This window comes from Methylacidiphilum infernorum V4 (genome assembly GCF_000019665.1).
In the GTDB taxonomy this organism is placed as follows: domain Bacteria; phylum Verrucomicrobiota; class Verrucomicrobiia; order Methylacidiphilales; family Methylacidiphilaceae; genus Methylacidiphilum; species Methylacidiphilum infernorum.
Genome location: NC_010794.1, coordinates 119,698 through 138,715, shown reverse-complemented (window position 1 = coordinate 138,715; position 19,018 = coordinate 119,698). Strand labels below are relative to the sequence as shown.

Annotated in this window: 11 protein-coding genes; 2 read left to right on the top strand and 9 right to left on the bottom strand. The window is 46.0% G+C overall.

Features of this window, described 5'->3' with window-relative positions; translation table 11 throughout:
- The first annotated feature begins 133 nt into the window (after positions 1–133).
- Positions 134–943: an arylamine N-acetyltransferase family protein gene (locus MINF_RS00595; RefSeq protein WP_048810406.1), complete on the top strand. Its 810-nt coding sequence runs from the start codon at positions 134–136 to the stop codon at positions 941–943.
- A 165-nt stretch (positions 944–1,108) separates the two neighbouring features.
- Complete coding sequence (locus MINF_RS00590) at positions 1,109–1,789, top strand: metal-dependent hydrolase (RefSeq protein ID WP_012462471.1); 681 nt, start codon at positions 1,109–1,111, stop codon at positions 1,787–1,789.
- On the opposite strand, the gene MINF_RS00585 is transcribed toward MINF_RS00590, so the two are convergent.
- From MINF_RS00585 to MINF_RS00545, 9 genes are all read right to left on the bottom strand, one after another.
- Positions 1,778–2,824: a quinone-dependent dihydroorotate dehydrogenase gene (locus MINF_RS00585; protein WP_012462470.1), complete on the bottom strand. Its 1,047-nt coding sequence runs from the start codon at positions 2,822–2,824 to the stop codon at positions 1,778–1,780. The two genes, MINF_RS00590 and MINF_RS00585, sit on opposite strands and share 12 nt — an antisense overlap.
- Before the next feature lie 4 nt (positions 2,825–2,828).
- A complete protein-coding gene (gene mnmE / locus MINF_RS00580) occupies positions 2,829–4,154 on the bottom strand; it encodes a tRNA uridine-5-carboxymethylaminomethyl(34) synthesis GTPase MnmE (RefSeq protein ID WP_012462469.1) in 1,326 nt (441 codons plus the stop codon).
- Positions 4,155–4,273: 119 nt separating this feature from the next.
- Positions 4,274–6,814 (bottom strand): TonB-dependent receptor, encoded by a 2,541-nt coding sequence (locus MINF_RS00575; protein WP_238523501.1) that lies wholly within the window; start codon positions 6,812–6,814, stop codon positions 4,274–4,276.
- Positions 6,815–6,990: 176 nt separating this feature from the next.
- Entirely contained in the window at positions 6,991–9,180 is a 2,190-nt protein-coding gene (locus tag MINF_RS00570) for an efflux RND transporter periplasmic adaptor subunit (protein WP_148205068.1), read from the bottom strand.
- 71 nt (positions 9,181–9,251) lie between these two features.
- Complete coding sequence (locus tag MINF_RS00565; RefSeq protein ID WP_238523500.1) at positions 9,252–10,724, bottom strand: TolC family protein; 1,473 nt, start codon at positions 10,722–10,724, stop codon at positions 9,252–9,254.
- Between the two features lie 17 nt (positions 10,725–10,741).
- The gene (locus MINF_RS00560; RefSeq protein ID WP_052292023.1) at positions 10,742–11,617 is read right to left on the bottom strand and encodes an efflux RND transporter periplasmic adaptor subunit; all 876 of its coding nucleotides are present in this window, start codon (positions 11,615–11,617) and stop codon (positions 10,742–10,744) included.
- A 59-nt stretch (positions 11,618–11,676) separates the two neighbouring features.
- Complete coding sequence (locus MINF_RS00555; RefSeq protein WP_012462464.1) at positions 11,677–13,890, bottom strand: efflux RND transporter periplasmic adaptor subunit; 2,214 nt, start codon at positions 13,888–13,890, stop codon at positions 11,677–11,679.
- A 77-nt stretch (positions 13,891–13,967) separates the two neighbouring features.
- On the bottom strand, positions 13,968–14,918 hold the full coding sequence (locus tag MINF_RS00550) for a Fic family protein (RefSeq protein ID WP_048809991.1): 951 nt from the start codon (positions 14,916–14,918) through the stop codon (positions 13,968–13,970).
- A 204-nt stretch (positions 14,919–15,122) separates the two neighbouring features.
- Positions 15,123–18,749 carry a phospholipase C gene (locus MINF_RS00545; protein WP_012462462.1) on the bottom strand — a complete coding sequence of 1,209 codons (3,627 nt, stop codon included), beginning with the start codon at positions 18,747–18,749 and terminating at the stop codon, positions 15,123–15,125.
- Positions 18,750–19,018 lie beyond the last annotated feature (269 nt).

Here is a 19,018-nt window from a genome sequence, read left to right as displayed (position 1 = left end):
GAACTACGTTGGCTTTGTAGAATAAAACGGTTGGATGACTTGTCTCATTCCGGATATTTTTTAGCTCAATTTGTCAGCTCAAAAATGATTGTCCAGAAGGAGAGAAAACCGTAACTTGCTTAAAACCAAGGTCATGGAAGAAGAGCTTTGTGCTTATAAAATAGATATTGAGCGCTATTTCAAACGGATCGGTTACAAGGGGGAAAGATCCCCTTGTTTAGAAAATCTTTTCCAAATTCATTTTGCCCATGCCAAGTCTATCCCTTTTGAGAATCTTGATGTTCTTCTTGGCAAGACTATTTCTCTGGAGATTCAAGACATAGAAAAAAAGCTCGTCAGGGACCTGCGGGGAGGATACTGCTTTGAGCAAAATACCTTGTTTGCCCATGTCCTGAGCCAGCTCGGTTTTTCGTTCATCAAGCTGGCAGCCCGAGTCCATTATAAAACGACAAAACTCCTTCCCAAAACCCATATGAGCCTTTTGGTCCAATGTGATGGGGCCATGTGGATTGCAGATGTCGGCTTTGGCGGCCATGGACTTTTATTTCCCCTTCTTTTGGAAGATAGCCATGAAACGGAGCATTTTGGCTGGAAATACAGGGTTAAGCGGTTCAATTCCCTGTGGGTGATCCAACTTTGGGAAAATAGAGAATGGAATTCTCTTTACTCTTTTTCTCTTGAACCTCAAGAATACGTCGATTACAAAATGGCCAACTATTACGTTTCTACTCATCCCGATTCCCCCTTTACAAGAAGCTTAATCGTGCAATCTTTATCCCCCGGGGAAAGAAAAATTTTACGGAACAAAAAGTTCTCCCTTTTAAGCCCTCATTCCTCTCAACTCAGAGAGATCAAAGACGCCTATGAACTCATAGAAGTCTTAAATGCGGATTTTGGCCTTTATTTTTCACCAACAACCTTCTTTAGATTCGAAGAGGAATGAAACTCTTGAGCGGCTGATCGTTGCTAACCGCCAAGGCATGGTTTTCAAGCAACTCTTGCAGGATTTTGCAAGGCTTCCTTAAGCACAACGGCTGTTTTAAAAAAAAATTTCTTGCCCTTTAATCTTTCATCAAACCCGGTTTAATATTTTTATTATAATGAAGTTATGAAAATCCACTATTACGGTCACTCCTGTTTTGGATTAGAAATAGGAAGTTCTTTCCTTCTTTTCGATCCTTTTATTTCCCAAAACCCCTTGTCCGATCCTACCCTTCTCGATACCCTTAATCCGCAGTATATCCTCATTTCCCATGGTCATTTCGACCACATTGCGGATGCTTCCCCAATTGCAAAAAGAACGCAAGCACCCATTCTATCCAACTTCGAAATTACACTATGGCTTGAAAAGCAGGGGCTAAGTCAAGTTCTTCCCATGAACCTTGGGGGGAACCGCTCTTTTGATTTCGGTAAAATCCACTATGTTCAAGCGGCTCATTCAAGCAGCCTTCCTGACGGTTCTTACGGGGGAACCGCCGGTGGATTCATCGTGGAAGGGCCGGAAGGAATCCTTTATTATGCCGGGGATACGGCACTGATGAGCGATATGAAACTTTTTGGAGAATGTTTTCAAATCGACATCGCCCTTCTTCCTATCGGGGGAACCTTTACAATGGGGGTAGACGAAGCCATTCGGGCGGCCCACCTTCTTAACTGCAAGCAGGTCATGGGCGTTCACTTTGATACCTTCGAGGCCATTAAGATCGATCATGAAGAAGCAAAAAAGAAATTCCAAGACGAAGAAATTCCCTTCCGTCTCCTCAAGGTGAAAGAAAGCCTAATCTTGTAAAAAAATAGCCGAACATTGAGGAGTTTTTCTTAACCTTTCGAGTTCCCTGCACAGGTTGGCGGGAAAAGAAGGGCCATTGTACACAAAACCGGTAAAAATTTCGATGAGGTCGGCACCGGCCTCCATTTTTTCGAAGGCATCTTTTGAAGAGAAAATGCCCCCTACGCCGATGATGGGGAGTCGGCCGGCCGTTTCTTTTTTTACAAAGCGGATCAGCCCTAAAGAAAGTTCCCTTAGAGGCTTTCCACTTAAGCCTCCTTCTTTGCCACCGGGTCCCTTGGCAGGGAGGGTGTTGGCTATGACAATCCCCACCGATTCATTACGGAGAAGAACTTCCAAGATTCCAGCAAGGTTTTTAAGTTCTATATCCGGTGCAATCTTGACAAGCAGGGGTTTGCGGGGAGAACTGTTGAGCGGGTTCAAACGGTCAAAAAGGAGCTCCAAGAACCGCTTTTGTTGAAGGGATTTTAACCCCGGGGTATTCGGAGAGCTCACGTTGACGACAAAAAAATCTCCAAGATCTTTGAAATAAGAAAAACATTTTTTATAGTCCTCTATCGTCTCTTCCAAAGGAGTGTGCCTGTTTTTTCCTATATTGATTCCTACAGGGATTTTGGGCCTGCCCGATAGAAAAACCTTTTTCAATCTCTCGGCTACCCTTTGTGCTCCTTGGCTGGGAAACCCCAAGCTATTCCAAAGGGCTCCTTCCTTGGGCAATCTACAAAGGCGGGGAGCGGGATTGCCTTCTTGAGGCAAGGGAGTCACGGTTCCTATTTCGACAAAACCAAAACCGAAAGATTCCCAAGCCCGCAACCCCACTCCATTTTTGTCAAATCCGGCAGCAAGGCCAACCGGATTGGGAAACTGCATTCCCCAAAGTTCCTTGGGCAGCAGGGGAAGATCCTTTTGAAAAGAAGCTAACAGCTTATGAAAGAAAGGATAAAAAGGGTGGCTAAGAAGACCCAGGCAAAGGTTGTGGGCATACTCGGGCTCAAGAGAAAAAAGGATCGGCCTTAAAAAGCTTTTGTAGATCATTGGATCATTTGCCTATGCAGAATTTCTGGAATATTTTATCTAAAATGTCTTCAGAACTGACAAGCCCGACAATTTCTCCTACTCTTTCCAGGCATTCGTGCAATTCACTGCTGATCAGCTCAGGAGGCAGGCTATTTTTTATTCCTAAGATCGCTTTATTGAGAGCTTCTGCCATCTTGGCAAGGGCTGCCTGCTGGCGGGGATTTACCCCATAAGAAAAATCCATGGGGAAAAAGCTTTCTAAAAGCTTTTTAATTTTTTCTTCCAGTTCTTCCAGCCCCATGCCCGTTACGATCGATAGCGCATGCTTGTCTTTATTCGCCGGATGGATCCCCAGGTCGGCTTTTGAAGCTATGGCAATGACCTTTTGTTGTGCCTGTAGTTGAGGAAGAACATAGGGATCAGTGGAGGGATCGTCTGGAGCCGAAACCAGGTGCAAGATGAGATCCCCTCTTTTAACCGCTTCCTGGGCCCTTCTTATTCCTTCAGCTTCAATCTGGTCATCGGCCACTCTTTGCCCGGCGGTATCAACAATTTTGACCAGAAAAGAGCTAATGCGACATTCAGCCTCGATGGTATCCCTTGTCGTTCCCGGATGCGGAGAAACAATGGCCCTATTTTCCTTAAGTAGGGCATTGAACAAACTCGACTTGCCGACATTAGGAGAACCCGCCAAGACTATGGTTAAACCCTCCCGCAGGACCCGGCTTAAAGGGGCTGAAGAAAGCAGTGTTGAAAGTTTGTTTTCCATGGCCAAAAGCCGGCCAATCAACTGGTCTCCTACTTCCGGCTGGATATCTTCTTCGGGAAAATCGATGTAAGCCTCGACTTCGGCCAAAATATCTATAAGTTCGGCCCGAATGCGGAGAAGTTCCTTGGACAATCCCCCCGACTGCAAAGCTTGGGCGGATTTTAAAGCCAGCATCCCTCCTGCATGGATCAAGTCGATGATCGCTTCGGCTTGCGTTAAATCCATTTTCCCGTTAAGAAAAGCCCGCTTTGTAAATTCCCCGGGGGAAGCCAACCTAGCCCCCTTCTTAAGACAGGCTTCGAGTATCCTCTCCACGATGTAGGGGTTACCATGGCAAGAGATCTCTATCATGTCCTCTCCCGTGTAGGACCGGGGAGATTTCCAATAAGACAACACGACGTCGTCCAAAAGTTCTTCTCCAAAATAGAGCTTCCGGTAATAGAGTCTTTGAGGATCACCCTTGAAGCTTTTTCTGAGCAATGAACTTATGATCTCCAAGCTTTTTGGCCCACTCATCCGGATAAGGGCTATAGCCGAAAGTGCAGGAGGAGTAGCCGGGGCAACGATGGTATCTTCCACATTAATAACAACTCTTTAATTAGTTGAATATCTAAAGAGCCATAAAACCTTTCGGCTAAAATATATTTTAGAGCCGGTTTTTTGGCAATGGGCAGCCTTGAAGAGCAGCGCTGAAATGGTCAAAAAGTAAACCTTGCCCCACCCCATATTCCAAAGGGAGAACCAGGAGTGATAAAGGGGACGATAGTACCCCCATTAGGGGCTCCCGTAAAAACGTTCTGGCTGATCAAGCCTGCGCCCGCATAAAACTCGTTGAACACGTTGGTAGCAAAGACAAAAAGTTGCAAGTACTTGTTTAGCGTTACATAACTCTGGATGTTAAGAACGCTAAAACCCCTCATCATAGGATACATGTTGGCCCAGTCACCATAAAGAAAGCGGCTTGAATAATACTGGAAGTCAAGAGAAACCAACCACCAGGGAAAAATTTGATAGTTGAGCCCCGCTTTAAACATCTGCTCGGGCAAGTTAGGCAGCCGGTCCCCAGGAGAAACGGGAACAGAGGTGCTGATCGCGTTTTCCAGAAAAAGGAAAGATTGGAATGTCGCTTCCAGGAAAGACCAGTTGGCAAACCAACCCAGTTTTTTATAGTTTCCTTGGATTGTCACTTCCACCCCTTGGTTTTGTTGAGCGGCTACATTTTGAAAAAACCCGGCACTGGAATGCCCCGTATTCTGAAAAACGATGTTGTTAGAAATGTCCGTTCGATAAAAAGAAAGGGCCCATGAAATTGCCCCGGGTTGTATTGTCCCTCGAAAACCACTTTCAAAGGTTTGGGCTAGAACAGGAGCCAAGGAAGGATCCCCCAGTTGGGCGATAGGTAAAATCACGGGAATGGCCGGGTTGGCTCCAACGATTTCTCCGGGCATCGGAGCCCTAAAGCTTTCGCTGTAATTGAAATAAAAGGTCAAATCTTCAATTGCTGGCTCCTTCAGCCCTAGTGCCGCAAGGGGTTGGAAAGTAAAACCCGCAGCAGGGGTGAGTTGTTGAAATCTCTCCGCTGCGCTTAATGAGACAGTCTGCCCATTATTATCTACGCCAAATCCTCCAATAATCATCTGGGCATAGTTGTCTCTTAAAGCTCCGGTAAGATGAAACCAAGGAGTAGGGGAGAAAGTATCCGTCAGGTATAAGCCCACAAACTGCGAAAACCCGGGAACGACAAACTGCTGTTGGAAAGGAAAACCAGGGATGAGGATATTATTATAATTAGCTCCCATTGCTGCCGGGTAAAAACCCGAATTAAAGATGCTTTGAGACCAATCGTAACTGGCACCCAAAACAAGGTAATTTTCCATCGTGGAGAACTTTTTATCCCATTGTCCCTGTACCCTAGCCCCTGCTCCGGTTTGGTTGATGTTGCCGAAATCCCACTCCCCTGCAGGTCCGAATTGAGGGGTGCCATCCGGGTTGTAGCCCACTATAGCCTGGGCATTCAAAGGATAATTAAACCCTAAAAACTGGACGACATCGTTAGCGATATTGCCGTTGTTAAAGGAAAAATCCGATTCCCTAAAATAAACATTGCCTCCCAGGGTCCACTCCTCTCCCAGGGCTTGAGTACCATAGAGATTGACAAAATTAAGATTATCCTGCTGGGGGTTAGGGCCGGTGTAAATCATCGAGTTGCCAAACGGCCCACCTAACATATCTAGCGGTGTAGGACCAAGGATATTGAGCTCGTTATCCGCTCCTGTATATTCAAGGTGGACGTCGGTCCCCGTAGTCTCGTTATGGTATCCGATTTTCCCAAAGAGTTGCTTGACATAGCTTGAACTCTCTTGCCTCCATCCCTGTTGGCTAAACCAGTTCCCCGCCAAAAACCAGTCCCAGTTCCCCTTGTATCCCCCGTGTTGAAACTCGAGATCATTAGTCCCCCAAGCACCGGCATAGTCCTGGATCATGGATCCGGGGTTATGCCTCCCATCCTTGGTTTGGATGACCAGCGCCCCTCCCAACGTGTTTTGTCCATAAATCGGGTTTGAGCCGGGAACGACTTCCATGGTCGAAACAGCCAGTTGGGGAACATAATCCCACAAAACATTGTTTGTAAAAGGTTCGTTGATACGCACCCCATCGTAGAAGACCGAAATGCCGACAGGAGTCCCGGGAATGGGCGAAGCCGCAAACCCCCTGTAATTGATATTGGGAAGAAAGGGATTGCCGTTAAGATTGACTTCGTTAACACTGGCCATGTTCCTTTCCATGAACTGCGGCAAGCTGAATTCCTCCTGTCTTAACCAACTCTCTCCTTTGGCTAACTGATAGTTGCCCGGCAGGTTTTCCATGGGTTGGCCCATTCCCGGTAAAGGGGTAACGGCAACAACCTGAACCTCGGGCAGTTGACTGACGGTTTCTTCTAGTGTCCTTTGGGTATAACCGGCACCGGGTTGGATGGGATCGGCCTTTAAGGTTTCTCCTCCACTTTGGCTCCCTTCCAAGGCTATTGAACGGTCATTTTTCTCGGCCAAAGGTTTCTCTTGCTTGGCGGTCCCGGTCTTATCCTCTTTGTTGGTTGACCGATCTTTGCGGTTGAATGAACTTGGATTGTCGGTTGGTGAACCCGTTTGACCATCCATAGATTGTCCCGGGAATAGAGAGGGGGTCATAAGCGAAATAATCCCTATGGTCAATAGAGTAATTCGGACCAAAACAGTCATGGCGGAGAAGCTTTGAGCAAATACTATGCCAACAATGCCGATTCCCGCTACTGGCCGAATAGCAGGGAGAAAAGAAAAAAGCATAGGAAAGAATTGCTCAAAAAAAATTAAAAAGTGGGTGAAATTTCACCCGTTTTACCCAATTTTCCGGGAACCGTCGGATCAGAAGAAAAGGATTAGCCTTCTTGCTTTTTAAGGAAAAAAAGACAGAGCTTGTTCCATAGCCGCTTTCCGATCGTCGTTTTCTTGCCATAAATGCGGACTTTTGCCCGCATGCCCTCAATAAACAATTCACCTTTCAAGGGAGGGACAGGGGCAAGGGCAAAAAATACGGGAAATTTTTTTAAAACGGCGCTTGGATTTCCAAAATCCACGCTGGGTACAGGCCCCCCGTTACGGACGAACAGGGCGGGCAGAAGATCTTCAGTATGGCAATCTCCTTTAGTGATTTTATCAATCGTCGTATAAAAATACTCGGCCGTTGCCAACCATGCCGCTTTTATCTTGTTGCCCACCGCAACGACTTTAGTCTGGGACTCATCAAGAGGTATCCACAGATACAGGGTTTTTGTCTCCGCTATATTTAATATCACTTCATGAGCTTTACAATACTTGCCGACCAACGCTTGAGGATCGGGAGTCGTAACCATCCCTTCTGCATTTGCCCGAATGAGCAAGCCTTCCTTGAGTTTTTCTACCCACCGCAACCTAGAAATCGTTCTATTGAGTGAAAGGGAGGCGATGGCTCCCTTTTCTTTCTCTTTGACTTCCCTACTTCCATGTTGAGGGGAAAGATCGAGCATCAGGGAAGCTAATTCTAGTCTTTCCCATCTTTCTTCTGTTTCTATCTCCGGATTTTTGAGTTTTAACAAGGGCTCTCCGGCTTTCACCCATTGACCGTTCCGGACATAGACTTCTTCAACAACCCCTCCCGAAGGACTGGATAAACTTTGTCCTTTTTCTGCCCTGGCCACAGCTTGAACACTGATCTTTTCCCGTACCGGGACAAAAAAGAGAAAGGAAAGCAAAAGGCAAAGAAAAGCGGTAACCTTGGAAAGCCGAATCCAAACATTTTCTATTTTCACGATATAAGCTTTATTGTGCGTAGAGAAGGCATCGTAAAGCACCCGGCTCACAAGCAGAAGGGCAAAAGAAGCTTCAAAAAAAATTCCAAATAAAAATCCAACATTTTCTAACCCATAAGGCTTGAGAACCCTGGCAAACAGCACACCTCCTACCGCATAAATCAGGTAAACCATGTACAAATAGGCCGCGATGGCATAAAGAATAAAAACCTTTCCCTTGCTTTCATCCTGGAAAAGTTCTTCTTGCATGAGATTGCGATAGCCAAAAAGCAGTCTCTGGACTTTTGCCGAACAAAAAGCAATGGCTTTTTCGCGCAAGTTGGGTATTTCCAAGAGATCACAAAGAGCATAATAGCCGTCAAAGCGCATCAAGGGATTTAAATTAAACAACAGGGTGGTGACGCTGGCGGTCACCATCACATTGAAAGCGAGATTCTTGGCTAGGCCTAGGGGAGAAAACACCCAAAAATAGGAAGCCAAGGCAGCGATCGTTAATTCCATGTATATCCCGGCAGCGGCAACAAATAATCTTTTTCTTTTATCTTCAATCATCCACGTATCGGAGGCATCGACGTAACCTACGGGGACAAAACAAAGAAAACCGATACCCATTTCATGAACTTCTCCACCGAACCTTTTACAACTCAGGGCATGGCCAAACTCATGAAAGGTTTTAACAAGGCCGGTGGCTAGATATAAAAGAAAGAAGTTTTGAGGAGAAAAAAAATTGACCTCGTTAGTCTTAAAAGCCTCCTCGTTTATAAAGAGGAAGAAAACGGTGATCATCCAAAAAGCAACGGTTAGGGTTATTCCCGTTTTCGACCAAACAAAAGAAAACAATTGCACCACTTTTTCGATTTTATCGTTGGGATCGAGGAGGGGAATTTTAAAAAAGATCAAGTTATGAATAAGTTGAGCCCATAAACCGAAAAGAGAAAAGGGCCTTTTCTTGGTTACTTCACTGACAAAGGATCGAGCGGGGAGAATTACCAACCCCTTTTGTATCAAGTCCTTATGAAAGGAAATCACTTCTTCAGCAGTAATCTGGAGATGAGGATACTTTCTATGGAAAAGCAAAAGAATTTCCCCTATCCTTCTTTTCCCATCGATCAGCTGTGCCAAATCATACTCTTCAGGAGGAAAGCGGAAATAATTGAGAGAAAGGGGATCTTTAACCACGTAGAATTCTTTGCCGGCAAAGAGTTGCAACTTCCCCACTAGATCTTTCCTTGTAGAAACCAGGACCAAAGCCAAAAGTTCTTGCTCTGTTCGCTCCCTCATTGGATCAATCTCAATTCCATCTTCATTTTGGGTTGAATCCTCAACACCAAGATGGAGCTTTAAAGTTCCTTTCAAGGGGAAGGAGGTGCATGATAACCCGGAGGAAACTGTCCCCCAACCGCGTATTCTAAATCCGCAAGAGCCGTATTGTAATTGTACAAAGCTTCAAGAAAACCTAACCTGGCTTTAAGCAAGGCCTGCCTTGCTGTTACCGCCTGCACCCATCCCGTCTCTCCGCTTTTAAAAAGATTCACGGCTTGATTCAATCCTTGCTCCGCCGCCTTTACGGACAATTCTTGAGAGGCTACGGCCTCTTTCGCCTTTTTGAATTGAGCATAATACTGCCTAAGTTGTGCCGGAATATCCATTTGAAGCTGCTGTAACCTTATTTCAGCTATATTTTTCTGGGCTTGCTTCTGCCTAATTTTACCCTCGTTTTCCATGATGTTAAAAAGACCCCATTGACCTTGCGCACCGGCAGTCCACCCGAATTTTGGATAAAGAACATAAATATCGTTAATCGTTTCATACTGCAATAGAAGGTCAACGTTGGGATAATAACTTGCTTTTGCAGCGGCAACGGAAGCATCGGCTGCCCTGAGTGCATATCTAGCTGCATTCAAATCCGTCCGTTTTTCCAAGGCGATTTTCAAGGCCTCCTCAAAGGGAACGTCGAAGGAAAGCAACTCGAGTTCTCCTTTTAGAGGCAACGGCTCCTTTTCGCTTGTACTCGGCAGATTCAAAAGCATCCTTAGCTGTTCTTGCGCTTGGATCATCTGGGATCGTGCTTGAAAAAGATCCGCTTGAGCCGTTCTATATTCGGATTCTGCGGTCAAAGCCTGGTAGTTGGGTATTTCTCCGGATTCAGCCAGCCTCCGACTAGACTGCATGATAAGCCTGGAAACTTCAAGCAACTCCTCCCGGATTCTAACAACCTCGCTCCGGTAAAGGGTGAGATAAAAAGCCTGCTTGGTTTTAGCTACTGTTTTTAAAGCCACATCCATGGACGACCAGATCGCCCTTTCAAGGAGTTCCTTTTGTTGCCTTGCTTCCTTAACTGCAGATAGATTTAAAAGGGTTTGCCTTACTTGGATTGCTCCAAACCAACTCGTTCGAGTAAGGGGATAGACGGGAACCGTAGGGAGGAACATGAGAAGGGAGCTTTGTTCCCTTTGAAAATTGTATACAAGCCCTCCCCTAGGGTAGAGTTTAGCCTTGAATTCCATTTTGACTCCTTGCTGCTCTTCAATAGCCTTGCGGGCGGCTGTCACATCCGGATTGGCATCAAGGGCTCTTTGAACGGCTTTTTCTAAGTCCCATTGTTCCAAGGTTGAGTCCGTCTGCGGAAGGGAAAGACGCTTAGGGGAACGGATAGAGGAGAGGAGTTGAGGGGCGGAAAGAGCTGGACCCAGGGAAGGATTACTCTCGGGAAACATCTGGGGGGATTCCATGGAAAATAAAGAAGAGAAAAACAAGGGTATTTTTCCAAGACATACGAGGATGAGCGATACCGTATAGAAAACCGAAAATATTTTTCTCTTCATAAATCCATAGGCAAAAATCAAGGGCTTTTTGAAAGTTCATTTCTCTTTGCCGTTCCTTCTTCGGGAAGCAAAAGAAGGGCGGACATGCCCGCAACGATAAAATCGGTAGGTTGGATGAGGAGCTTGACCCTGAACGTACCGCTGATCGGATCAAGGATGGAATCTACGTGCACAACAGTAGCCAGGGTTTGCCTGCCCGAAGAAGGGCCATCTATGATTTCAACCTGCAATTGGTCGGCAACCTTGACTTTCCCAAAATACTTGGCATCACAAAAAACTACCATTTGTAGTTCCTTAGTATTGACGACCCTGCCGATGGCCTCGAACCGCTCTATTGATTCTCCCGGATTTTTTAGTTTCTTAAAAAAAATTCCATCAATAGGTGAACGAATAACTCTCGATTCAAGCTTGCTTTTGGCTGCACTCAAGGAAGCCTTGGCTTGATCGTACTTGCTCTGAGCGCTGCTCAACTGGAACTTTGTTTCTTCGTACTGCTTTTTGCTCGAAATCCCCTCTCGAAAGAGCCCTTCAATCCTCTCGAATTCGGCTCGTGCGTGTTCTATTTCTGCCTCTGTCCCCTTGATCAAGGCGGTGGCCTTTTCTACTTCGGCTGTCTCCTCCTCTGCATTAAGCCTGGCCACAATGTCTCCTTTGTGAACCACCTGACCTTCTTCCACGGTGTATCCTTCAAGAATCCCCGGTTCTTTCGAACACAAACGAACATCTTCTATGGGCAAGAGCACACCCCTCAAAGAACCAACCCGATTCGATTCAATCTCTGGAACTAACGGGAAATCTCTCTGTAGGGATAAATCAAACGGCAGTGTAGACTCGGACATTGAACCCCAAAGGGCGTTACCCCAAAATAAGAGGAAAATAATCATCAAAATCATAGTCTTATCTGGGATCATCCGGCAATCCCACGGTGTTAGCGATCTTTACAAAGCTATTCTTATAAGAGCTGGATTTTCATGTAGTTAATGAAGTCCCTGAATAAGACTTCGGCTGCAGGCTTCATTCCTAATTCAATTGCTGCTTGTCCTCGAAGTCCCTTTTTGAGCAACTCAGGATCGATACTCGAACTGTTCCATGGAAGGACAATGCTAAATTCATATTTCTCTCCTTCCGCTTCTAACCCTCGAATGAGCATATTTCCAGAACTAAGCTTTAATGAGTAAGTAGCGGCCGGATCGGCGGCCAAGCGGAGTTGAACCTTGATTGGATGGTTGTTCATCTGGAAATATCTCCTAATCATGATAAGGTCTTGCTCCCTAAGCACCACTTTCACTTCCCAACTTCTGGGATCGGCGATCTCGATGAGCACTTCGCCTACCTGGGGAACTTTCCCCTGGATGAAGGGAAGGTTAGCCGGCCCCATAATAATCCCATCAATGGGAGACCGGACGATCGTTTGTTTGTAATCCCAATACAGTTTTTGAGCCGTAGTTGCAGCTTTGAGTGCATTCAGTTTTTCAACCTGCATCTCGGTTTCTTTACGGAGATTCATCGCCAAGTCCGCTTCGGCCAGATGCCTTTTATAATCCTGTTCGGCCTCCTTTAACTTGAGTACGAGTTCAGTAGGATCCATCTGGAGCAAAAGGTCATCCTTTTTAACCCCATCCCCGATGCGAACAAATACTTGCGTTATCCTGGCGGAAACAAGTGCAGGGACAGTTATCTCAAGGGTGGGCCTAATAAAAGCTTTCCCCTTGATTTTGAAAGGCACAGGAATCAAAAGGAGAAGGACTAAGCCCAGGACTCCGCCTAGAGACTTCAAAAAAAATTTCTTCTTCTCTCCCCGTTCTCCCTTCATGAGGAACTTGAAAATAAAATTCCAAACCCACTCTCTATCTATCGATAAAGCCATTCCAAGGGACTGGCCCACAGGCCCTGACAAATTTCTTAAAGAATCAAGAAGTTCAGTCGAAGGCTCAGGAGCTTCTCTTCCCTCAAAGAGCAAAAACCCCGAGACCCTACCTCCTCGATCTACTAGGGGAAGCGAAGCGATCCAATTCATGGGTAGAGATTCAAAATATTTCCTGACCGGCTGTGGCCATGAGAGGATTCGAGCCGGATCTCTTCTGGAGAATCCTATCCGGATTCCTTGTCGTGCTTTCGGTTTGTGGTTTTCACTAGTCCTGTTGTCATTCCTATCCGCAAGGGGGCAGCCTGTCCGGGGAGCTTGAGGAAAAAAAGAAAACCCTTCTTTTTGAGAAGAAGCCTTTTTTGGTATTGATCCGTTCTTTTCCCCTTCATGGGCTTCTTTTGTGGGTCTTTCTTTTGCATTCCTTGGGGATGAGGAGGTAATTTTTAACCGCTTTCTTATTTTCGATTCCGGGAAAAGATGCTCATTGGCAAGAAAGGCCAAAGTTAAGCCCACTTCTCCTAAAATTTTTGCTTGTTCGGTCTTATCCGAGGGCTTTTTAACCCCGCTACAGGAAAGCAAACGAAACCGGCAGTAAAAATTCGCATTGGATTGATAGGAGTCGGCAGGCAAACCTTTATAGTCCTTGGCGACAAAAAGAGTTGTTCTATCGCAGCCGGCTATTTCCCTGCTATAATTGGCCACAACATGGCCAAGCCTTCCTATGTCATATTCTCCAGAAAGAGCTTCCAGGAGCTGGATATAAGAAGATAGGCCAAAAGAAGCCTTTGTAGAACCTTCCTTCGGCCCCATTTTTTTAAAAAACTCTTCCAACAATCCAGCTCCTTTAAAGAGAAGCTCTTTCCGTAACGGGGCTAAATCCTTTTCCCAAGCTGGAAACAGGAAATGGAGAACAACAAAGGGAGGATAATCAAACGGTTTGATCGGAATAAAATGATGCTCGAGGAGGTTTTCAGAATTAACCGAAGCCAACGATTCTCCGGTCATAACCCGGTAGGAGTTGTTCTCTAAAACCTGGTAAAGGATGGGAAGGAATTTCTCTTTTTCCGCTACCGATGCGGCAATCCCTTTAAGCTCTCCCCGCTCTAAAACGATTTCTACTTTTTCCTTTTCTATGAACCAGTACAAGCACCCTATCCCTGCAAGAACAGACAAGAGAGTTTCTCCGTGAAAGCAGAGATATTCTTGGATGGTCTTGGCCTTGTGCGAAAAATCGACAAGCCTAGAAACCACTTCCTTGGGATTCAAAGAGTCGAGGTTAATACTACTGGTTGCCCTCATCGTTTCCGAATATCCCGATTGCCAAGCCCGTGTTAAAGCCTAAAGCCTTTTGTCAGCTCAAGCTCGAGTCAACGGGATCAGAATTCTTTTTTAATTGTTTCTTTAAGGAACAGGTAAGCTCTCCGGGATTCTATCGCTACTCCCCTAAAATAATAGAGGAGCCAGTCCTCCCAAGCTCCCTGGCGAATCACTTTTAAAAAATAATAGAGAAAATCCATCGCACTCCATTCGAAATAGCCTGTCAAATCAAGCAAGGGAAAGGGAAAAAATCTTTCCTTCACCCAAAACAAGGAAGCAAGAAGATTGGCTACCCTTCGGTTAGCATCTTCAAAGGGTTGAATGGATACAAATTGAAGATGAACCAGGGAAATGACAACAAGAGGAGGCATCTTCTTCCCCATGTCATAAAAACAACAGAGGGATTCCATGCACGGCCTGATTAGCTCCGGGGGCGGGGATAAATAAAGCGCCATCGTAGAGCCGCTTAAACGGGGAGTCCACCGGATCTGAACCGTTCGATATTTACCCGGTTCTCCTTGTTTGCAACCTCTCAAAAGAACTTTATGAAGAAGGCAGGCTAGGTCGGGCAAAAAAGCTTTGGAATGAAGTTGGCTATACCCGTTTTCAATAGCCTCAATATAAGACTTTTCAAGCAAAGGACTGGGATTTAAATTTTCCTCTTTTTTCTCTTCTCCAGCATAGGGATTCCAACTTCCTTCCCTTTCCTTTCTCCGTTGCCTGAGTTGGTTGAAACAACGGGAAAGAAAAGGAATTTTCCTGTCGAAAATCCAAGATAATTTTGATAATTCTCCTAAAAAATAGGTAGCAGCTTTGTATGTTTGATCAAGTTGAGCGTTCCAGGAAATCCTTGGAGGAAGCATCTTGGGAACGAAAGCAAAAAGCCCCTCTGAACCGGTAGGAAGAAGGTATCCCCAAGCTTCCTTCGTTATCGTCGAGGGAATCGTTGGACTCAAGACTATGGATTTTCTTTCTTCAATTCCTTTTTTATCCAATGTTAAAGAGTCCATATAAAACACTTCCCTTTAAAATACGAACTAGCCTCCGCCACTCCATCCACAATAACTCCCCCTCTGCATGGCTAAAAACGACTTTGATGATCACTGGATCTGCAGGCATCAACTACGGCATCTCAAATGATTCCGCATAACATTCCCCTATTTACTCCCTTCGGTTCAATGAATTATGGGAGCGTTATCCAAACGTTGCTATTCTTATACTCTAAATACCCCTAGAGAATCTTCATTGGCCAGGTCTAAACCCCCAGTTTGAGACCGAGGAACCATTTGTATTGCCGGAGAAGAACCGCCTTTTCCATTAAGCTCCTTTTGTTCGCCGACAGGGAACTGCCCGGCAGAGGGGATATTCCCCTTGTCGGTAGGAGTCATCATCGAATAATTAAAGTAATTGGTCAGATCCCCAATCGCAGGCCTATTTTCGGGAATGTAAGGGTCGGATGGGTTGGTTACCGGGTTGGGTAAATTATCCAGGGTATTGGAAGCAATAGGGGGAAGTTTCCAGTTCTTTTCAACAAATTTATCCATAGAAACAGTATCGGCATATTGATGATTGACGACACCTTCTCCAACATAAGGAGAAATCATTAAAAAGGGAATCTTGGGGCCGTCGCCAAAATAGGTTAAGGCTTGGTTGTATCCCGGTTGATAATATCCTCCCGTTGAATCGACGGTAAACATAATCGCCGAACTGTACCAGAGCTTTTTGTTAGCCTGGACATGGTTGACCAGATTCTCAAAGAAATGTTGAAGAGCGGCCGGGGTCGAAGAGGCCGGATGTCCGTCGTTTGTTGCATCCGGTCTCACAAACGAAACCGCTGGCAATGAATCGTTGGCTACGTCTTGATAAAATTGGGTCATTCCCTGGATGTTATTTTTCAGGGGACTTTCCATGATGTATTGAAAATAGAGGGGTGCTTCCCTATGAATCGATATAGCTTGAGGATCGGTATTTTTACCTTGAGCAAACCATGCCCAGGAAACTCCGTGATCTTGTAAATCCTGGAATATCGTTGGATCGTTTGAAGGAGGAACATTCTTTATGTTTGGCCCTAAAGGACGTAACGATCCATTCATATTATAGGCTGGATCGTAATCGGTTAACATGTAATAGTAGCCTTTTTGAGCATCACCGTTTTGATAAAGAGAATAGGGAAGATGAGATAAATATTTTCTCACCGCTTCTACTCCAGGCTGGGAAGGATCTGAAAAGTTGATGTAAGCCGCCCCATCATTGATGTACCTATTGTTGGTTCCTAAAACGGGGTTTGGATTTTGGATCTGATTTTGTGGGGGAACAGCGGCTTTTCCATCAGCCGTATAATAGAGAGGGACTCCGCCCGTAACCCAATTCAATGTATTAGGAGCCGTAGCTCCCCAAAGGGATTGGTGAAAATTATCTCCAAGAGCATAAGCATTGGCCAAGTAATTAAAATATTTTCCATTTCCAGCTAATACATTATAAAATCCCATCGAGACCCCGCCTTCTGGAATCTTGCTGAAGGTTTGCCCTACCCAGGTATAAAGTCGATTTGTTCCCCCATCCGTTTGCTGGAGTTCAGTAAAGTAGGTATGGATGGGATCCCCCGTTTTCGAATCGTAGGGGGCCCACTTAGTTATCTGAAAGGGCCCATTGGGCAAGTTGGTAGGAAACCGTTTATCCGGAGTCGTGTAGTTCGATGAATAAGGTTGAGGCAAATACTTATAAAAACCGGTAATCTTTGGTTCTATCTGGTAGATTGTTCTATCGACTGCCGTTGCTTGCTCGGCGGTCGAAAAATGAGGTCCAGGAGTTCCATTGGGATTGATAATTCCTTCCGATAAAAAGTTTTTTACGCTCTGTCCCTGTTTCGGAACATAGGTCGCATAAAAATTATCAAAGGAATGATTCTCACCCATGACCATAATTACATGTCGGATGGGACTTTGTCCTGGAGCATTAGAAAAAAGGTCCGCACTTACCTTTGGGGCTTCAAAATTAAGCATACCCACCGTTCCCTGGGGTGCCGACAGACCGTATGTACCGACATTATAGACCGTCTTATCTCCCTGGATAAATATTTGCCCTCCGTTGCCCCCATTCTTGCCCCCATCGACAAGAATGCTTCCCGTGATCGCACTTTCTCCCGTAGATTCAAGGATCACCAATCCTCCATTCCCGTTAGCCCGTGCACTCATATCGGCTATGCCATTAAAATCCGTTCCAATCCAACCACTCGAATAAAAAAGAGTTCCCCCATTACCGCTTTCTTTTCCTCCCAAGGCGGTCAGTTCTGCTCGAAATTCATTTTCTCCCTGCGACACCAAGGCAACCATTCCCCCATTTCCTCTTTGCCCTGCATCCAAATTCCATCTGCCTCCCGTGGTCAAGTCATTGCCCGCCAATATGTTCAACATCCCTCCATCTCCCTTTTCCTCTCCCCCGTGAAGTTCTATCTTTCCATCCACTACTACAGGTCCCACCGAAACAATGCTGACCATTCCCCCCTCTCCCTTAGATTGGGCCGATGCCAATATCTTCCCTCCAAAATCCGCTTGATTAAGCCCTTCAAGGAGAATCCTGCCGCCACTGCCTCCATCCTTCCCTCCGTTAGCCAAGAGATTACCCACGACGGTCGTATTATCGGCAAGGATCCGGATCTGCCCTCCGTTTCCCTTGTCAACCGCACTGGCCTCAATAACATCCTGCGGACCTACCACCGCATTTGTCCCCTGCAAGATCACCTTCCCTCCTCCATCCTTCCCCCTCACGTCCACCGTCCCTTTTCCCCATAACACCGCCCAGGGTGCATTGATCTCCACCTCTCCCCCCGTATCCCCATCCCTAGCTATGAGCTTGCCCTCATCCTGTACCGCATTCTGCTCCGCCTTCAAGATCACTTTCCCTTCCCCTGAACCTTCCCCTAAAGCCCGAATCGTCCCCTCGTTTTCTACCGCCAAACTATAGGGATCATCCCCCTTCGAATCCATCATCACCCCTACTCCCTCCACTACCCCCTTATTTAAAATTTCGTCATCCGACTTCACCGATACCACTCCCCTCTTCGATTCAATCAGTCCCTCCTTCCCAATCACCACCCCATCCTTCCCTTCCAGGGTTATCCCCTTATACGCATACACCACCCCATCTAGGTCAAGCTCCTTGCCCTTGATCGCCCCTATCCCACTCCAGGCAAATATACTCGAACCCTTCGACTCCGTGATCTTCCCCATACTCTCTATCTCCCCTATCCCAGAAGTCGACCCTATCAACCCTCCCTGAAGAGTTATCCCCTTGGTGGCCTCCACTTTCCCCAAGTCCTTGGAAGTCGTCTCGATTATTCCCCCATCCACCAAAAGCTTGCCTCCTACCTCCAAACTCCCCAACGCATTAGTCAGGACCATGGAGCCCTCTGCCAACTCCATCCTTCCCTTCACCTCTATCTTCTCTACCTGCGCGGCCGGGGAGATCACAGAACTGTTGACCATGTTCCCATCCACCTGCACAGCATTATTCACCGTAGGATTGAGTCCCAATATCTCCAAGGTGCTTCCCTTTAAATTCCCTTCCACCTCCAACTTGTTAAACCCAAGAAATGCCCCACTCTTCCCGTTAAACCATCCCGTCTTGTTATCGATCGTTACATCGTTGTAAATCTTATCGGCAAAATCCGCCGCCTTAAACTGGCTCCAATCCTTGACGATAATGTTCCTAGATCCAGCCGACTCCACCCCATCCAGAGCCACACCCCCTTGCATCGCTGACAAATGACTTTGATGGTCAACCGGGGCTGCATGCATCAAATACCGCTTCTCAAGAGACTCAATCCGTAGCTTTTTCTTCATCGAGGGCTCCTTTTTATCTGATTTTGCCCTACAGGATAAAAACCCCTAAAGCCCGATGCAATCCAAAGAGTGTGAATTTTGCGTGGCACAAAAATGACTCCATTATGGAGTCATAATAGCGTCAAAAATAAAAAAATCTCCTTGGCTACCAACATAGTAAAGGGAACCTCTTTCTTCATGGCATTTCATTTACTTCATGTGAGCAACAAGCTCTACCCCCATTGATTCCTCACTTGAACAGGAAAATCATAAAAAAGAATCGCTTGGCC

Excerpts from the sequence above, each read along its gene's own strand:
- MINF_RS00550 (WP_048809991.1), bottom strand. The coding sequence starts at position 14,918 with ATGGACTCTTTAACATTGGATAAAAAAGGAATTGAAGAAAGAAAATCC.
- MINF_RS00560 (WP_052292023.1), bottom strand. The coding sequence starts at position 11,617 with ATGATTTTGATGATTATTTTCCTCTTATTTTGGGGTAACGCCCTTTGG.
- MINF_RS00545 (WP_012462462.1), bottom strand. The coding sequence starts at position 18,749 with ATGAAGAAAAAGCTACGGATTGAGTCTCTTGAGAAGCGGTATTTGATG.
- MINF_RS00585 (WP_012462470.1), bottom strand. The coding sequence starts at position 2,824 with ATGATCTACAAAAGCTTTTTAAGGCCGATCCTTTTTTCTCTTGAGCCC.
- MINF_RS00590 (WP_012462471.1), top strand. The coding sequence starts at position 1,109 with ATGAAAATCCACTATTACGGTCACTCCTGTTTTGGATTAGAAATAGGA.
- MINF_RS00570 (WP_148205068.1), bottom strand. The coding sequence starts at position 9,180 with ATGAGGGAGCGAACAGAGCAAGAACTTTTGGCTTTGGTCCTGGTTTCT.
- MINF_RS00555 (WP_012462464.1), bottom strand. The coding sequence starts at position 13,890 with ATGAGGGCAACCAGTAGTATTAACCTCGACTCTTTGAATCCCAAGGAA.
- MINF_RS00595 (WP_048810406.1), top strand. The coding sequence starts at position 134 with ATGGAAGAAGAGCTTTGTGCTTATAAAATAGATATTGAGCGCTATTTC.
- MINF_RS00575 (WP_238523501.1), bottom strand. The coding sequence starts at position 6,814 with ATGACTGTTTTGGTCCGAATTACTCTATTGACCATAGGGATTATTTCG.
- MINF_RS00565 (WP_238523500.1), bottom strand. The coding sequence starts at position 10,724 with ATGAAGAGAAAAATATTTTCGGTTTTCTATACGGTATCGCTCATCCTC.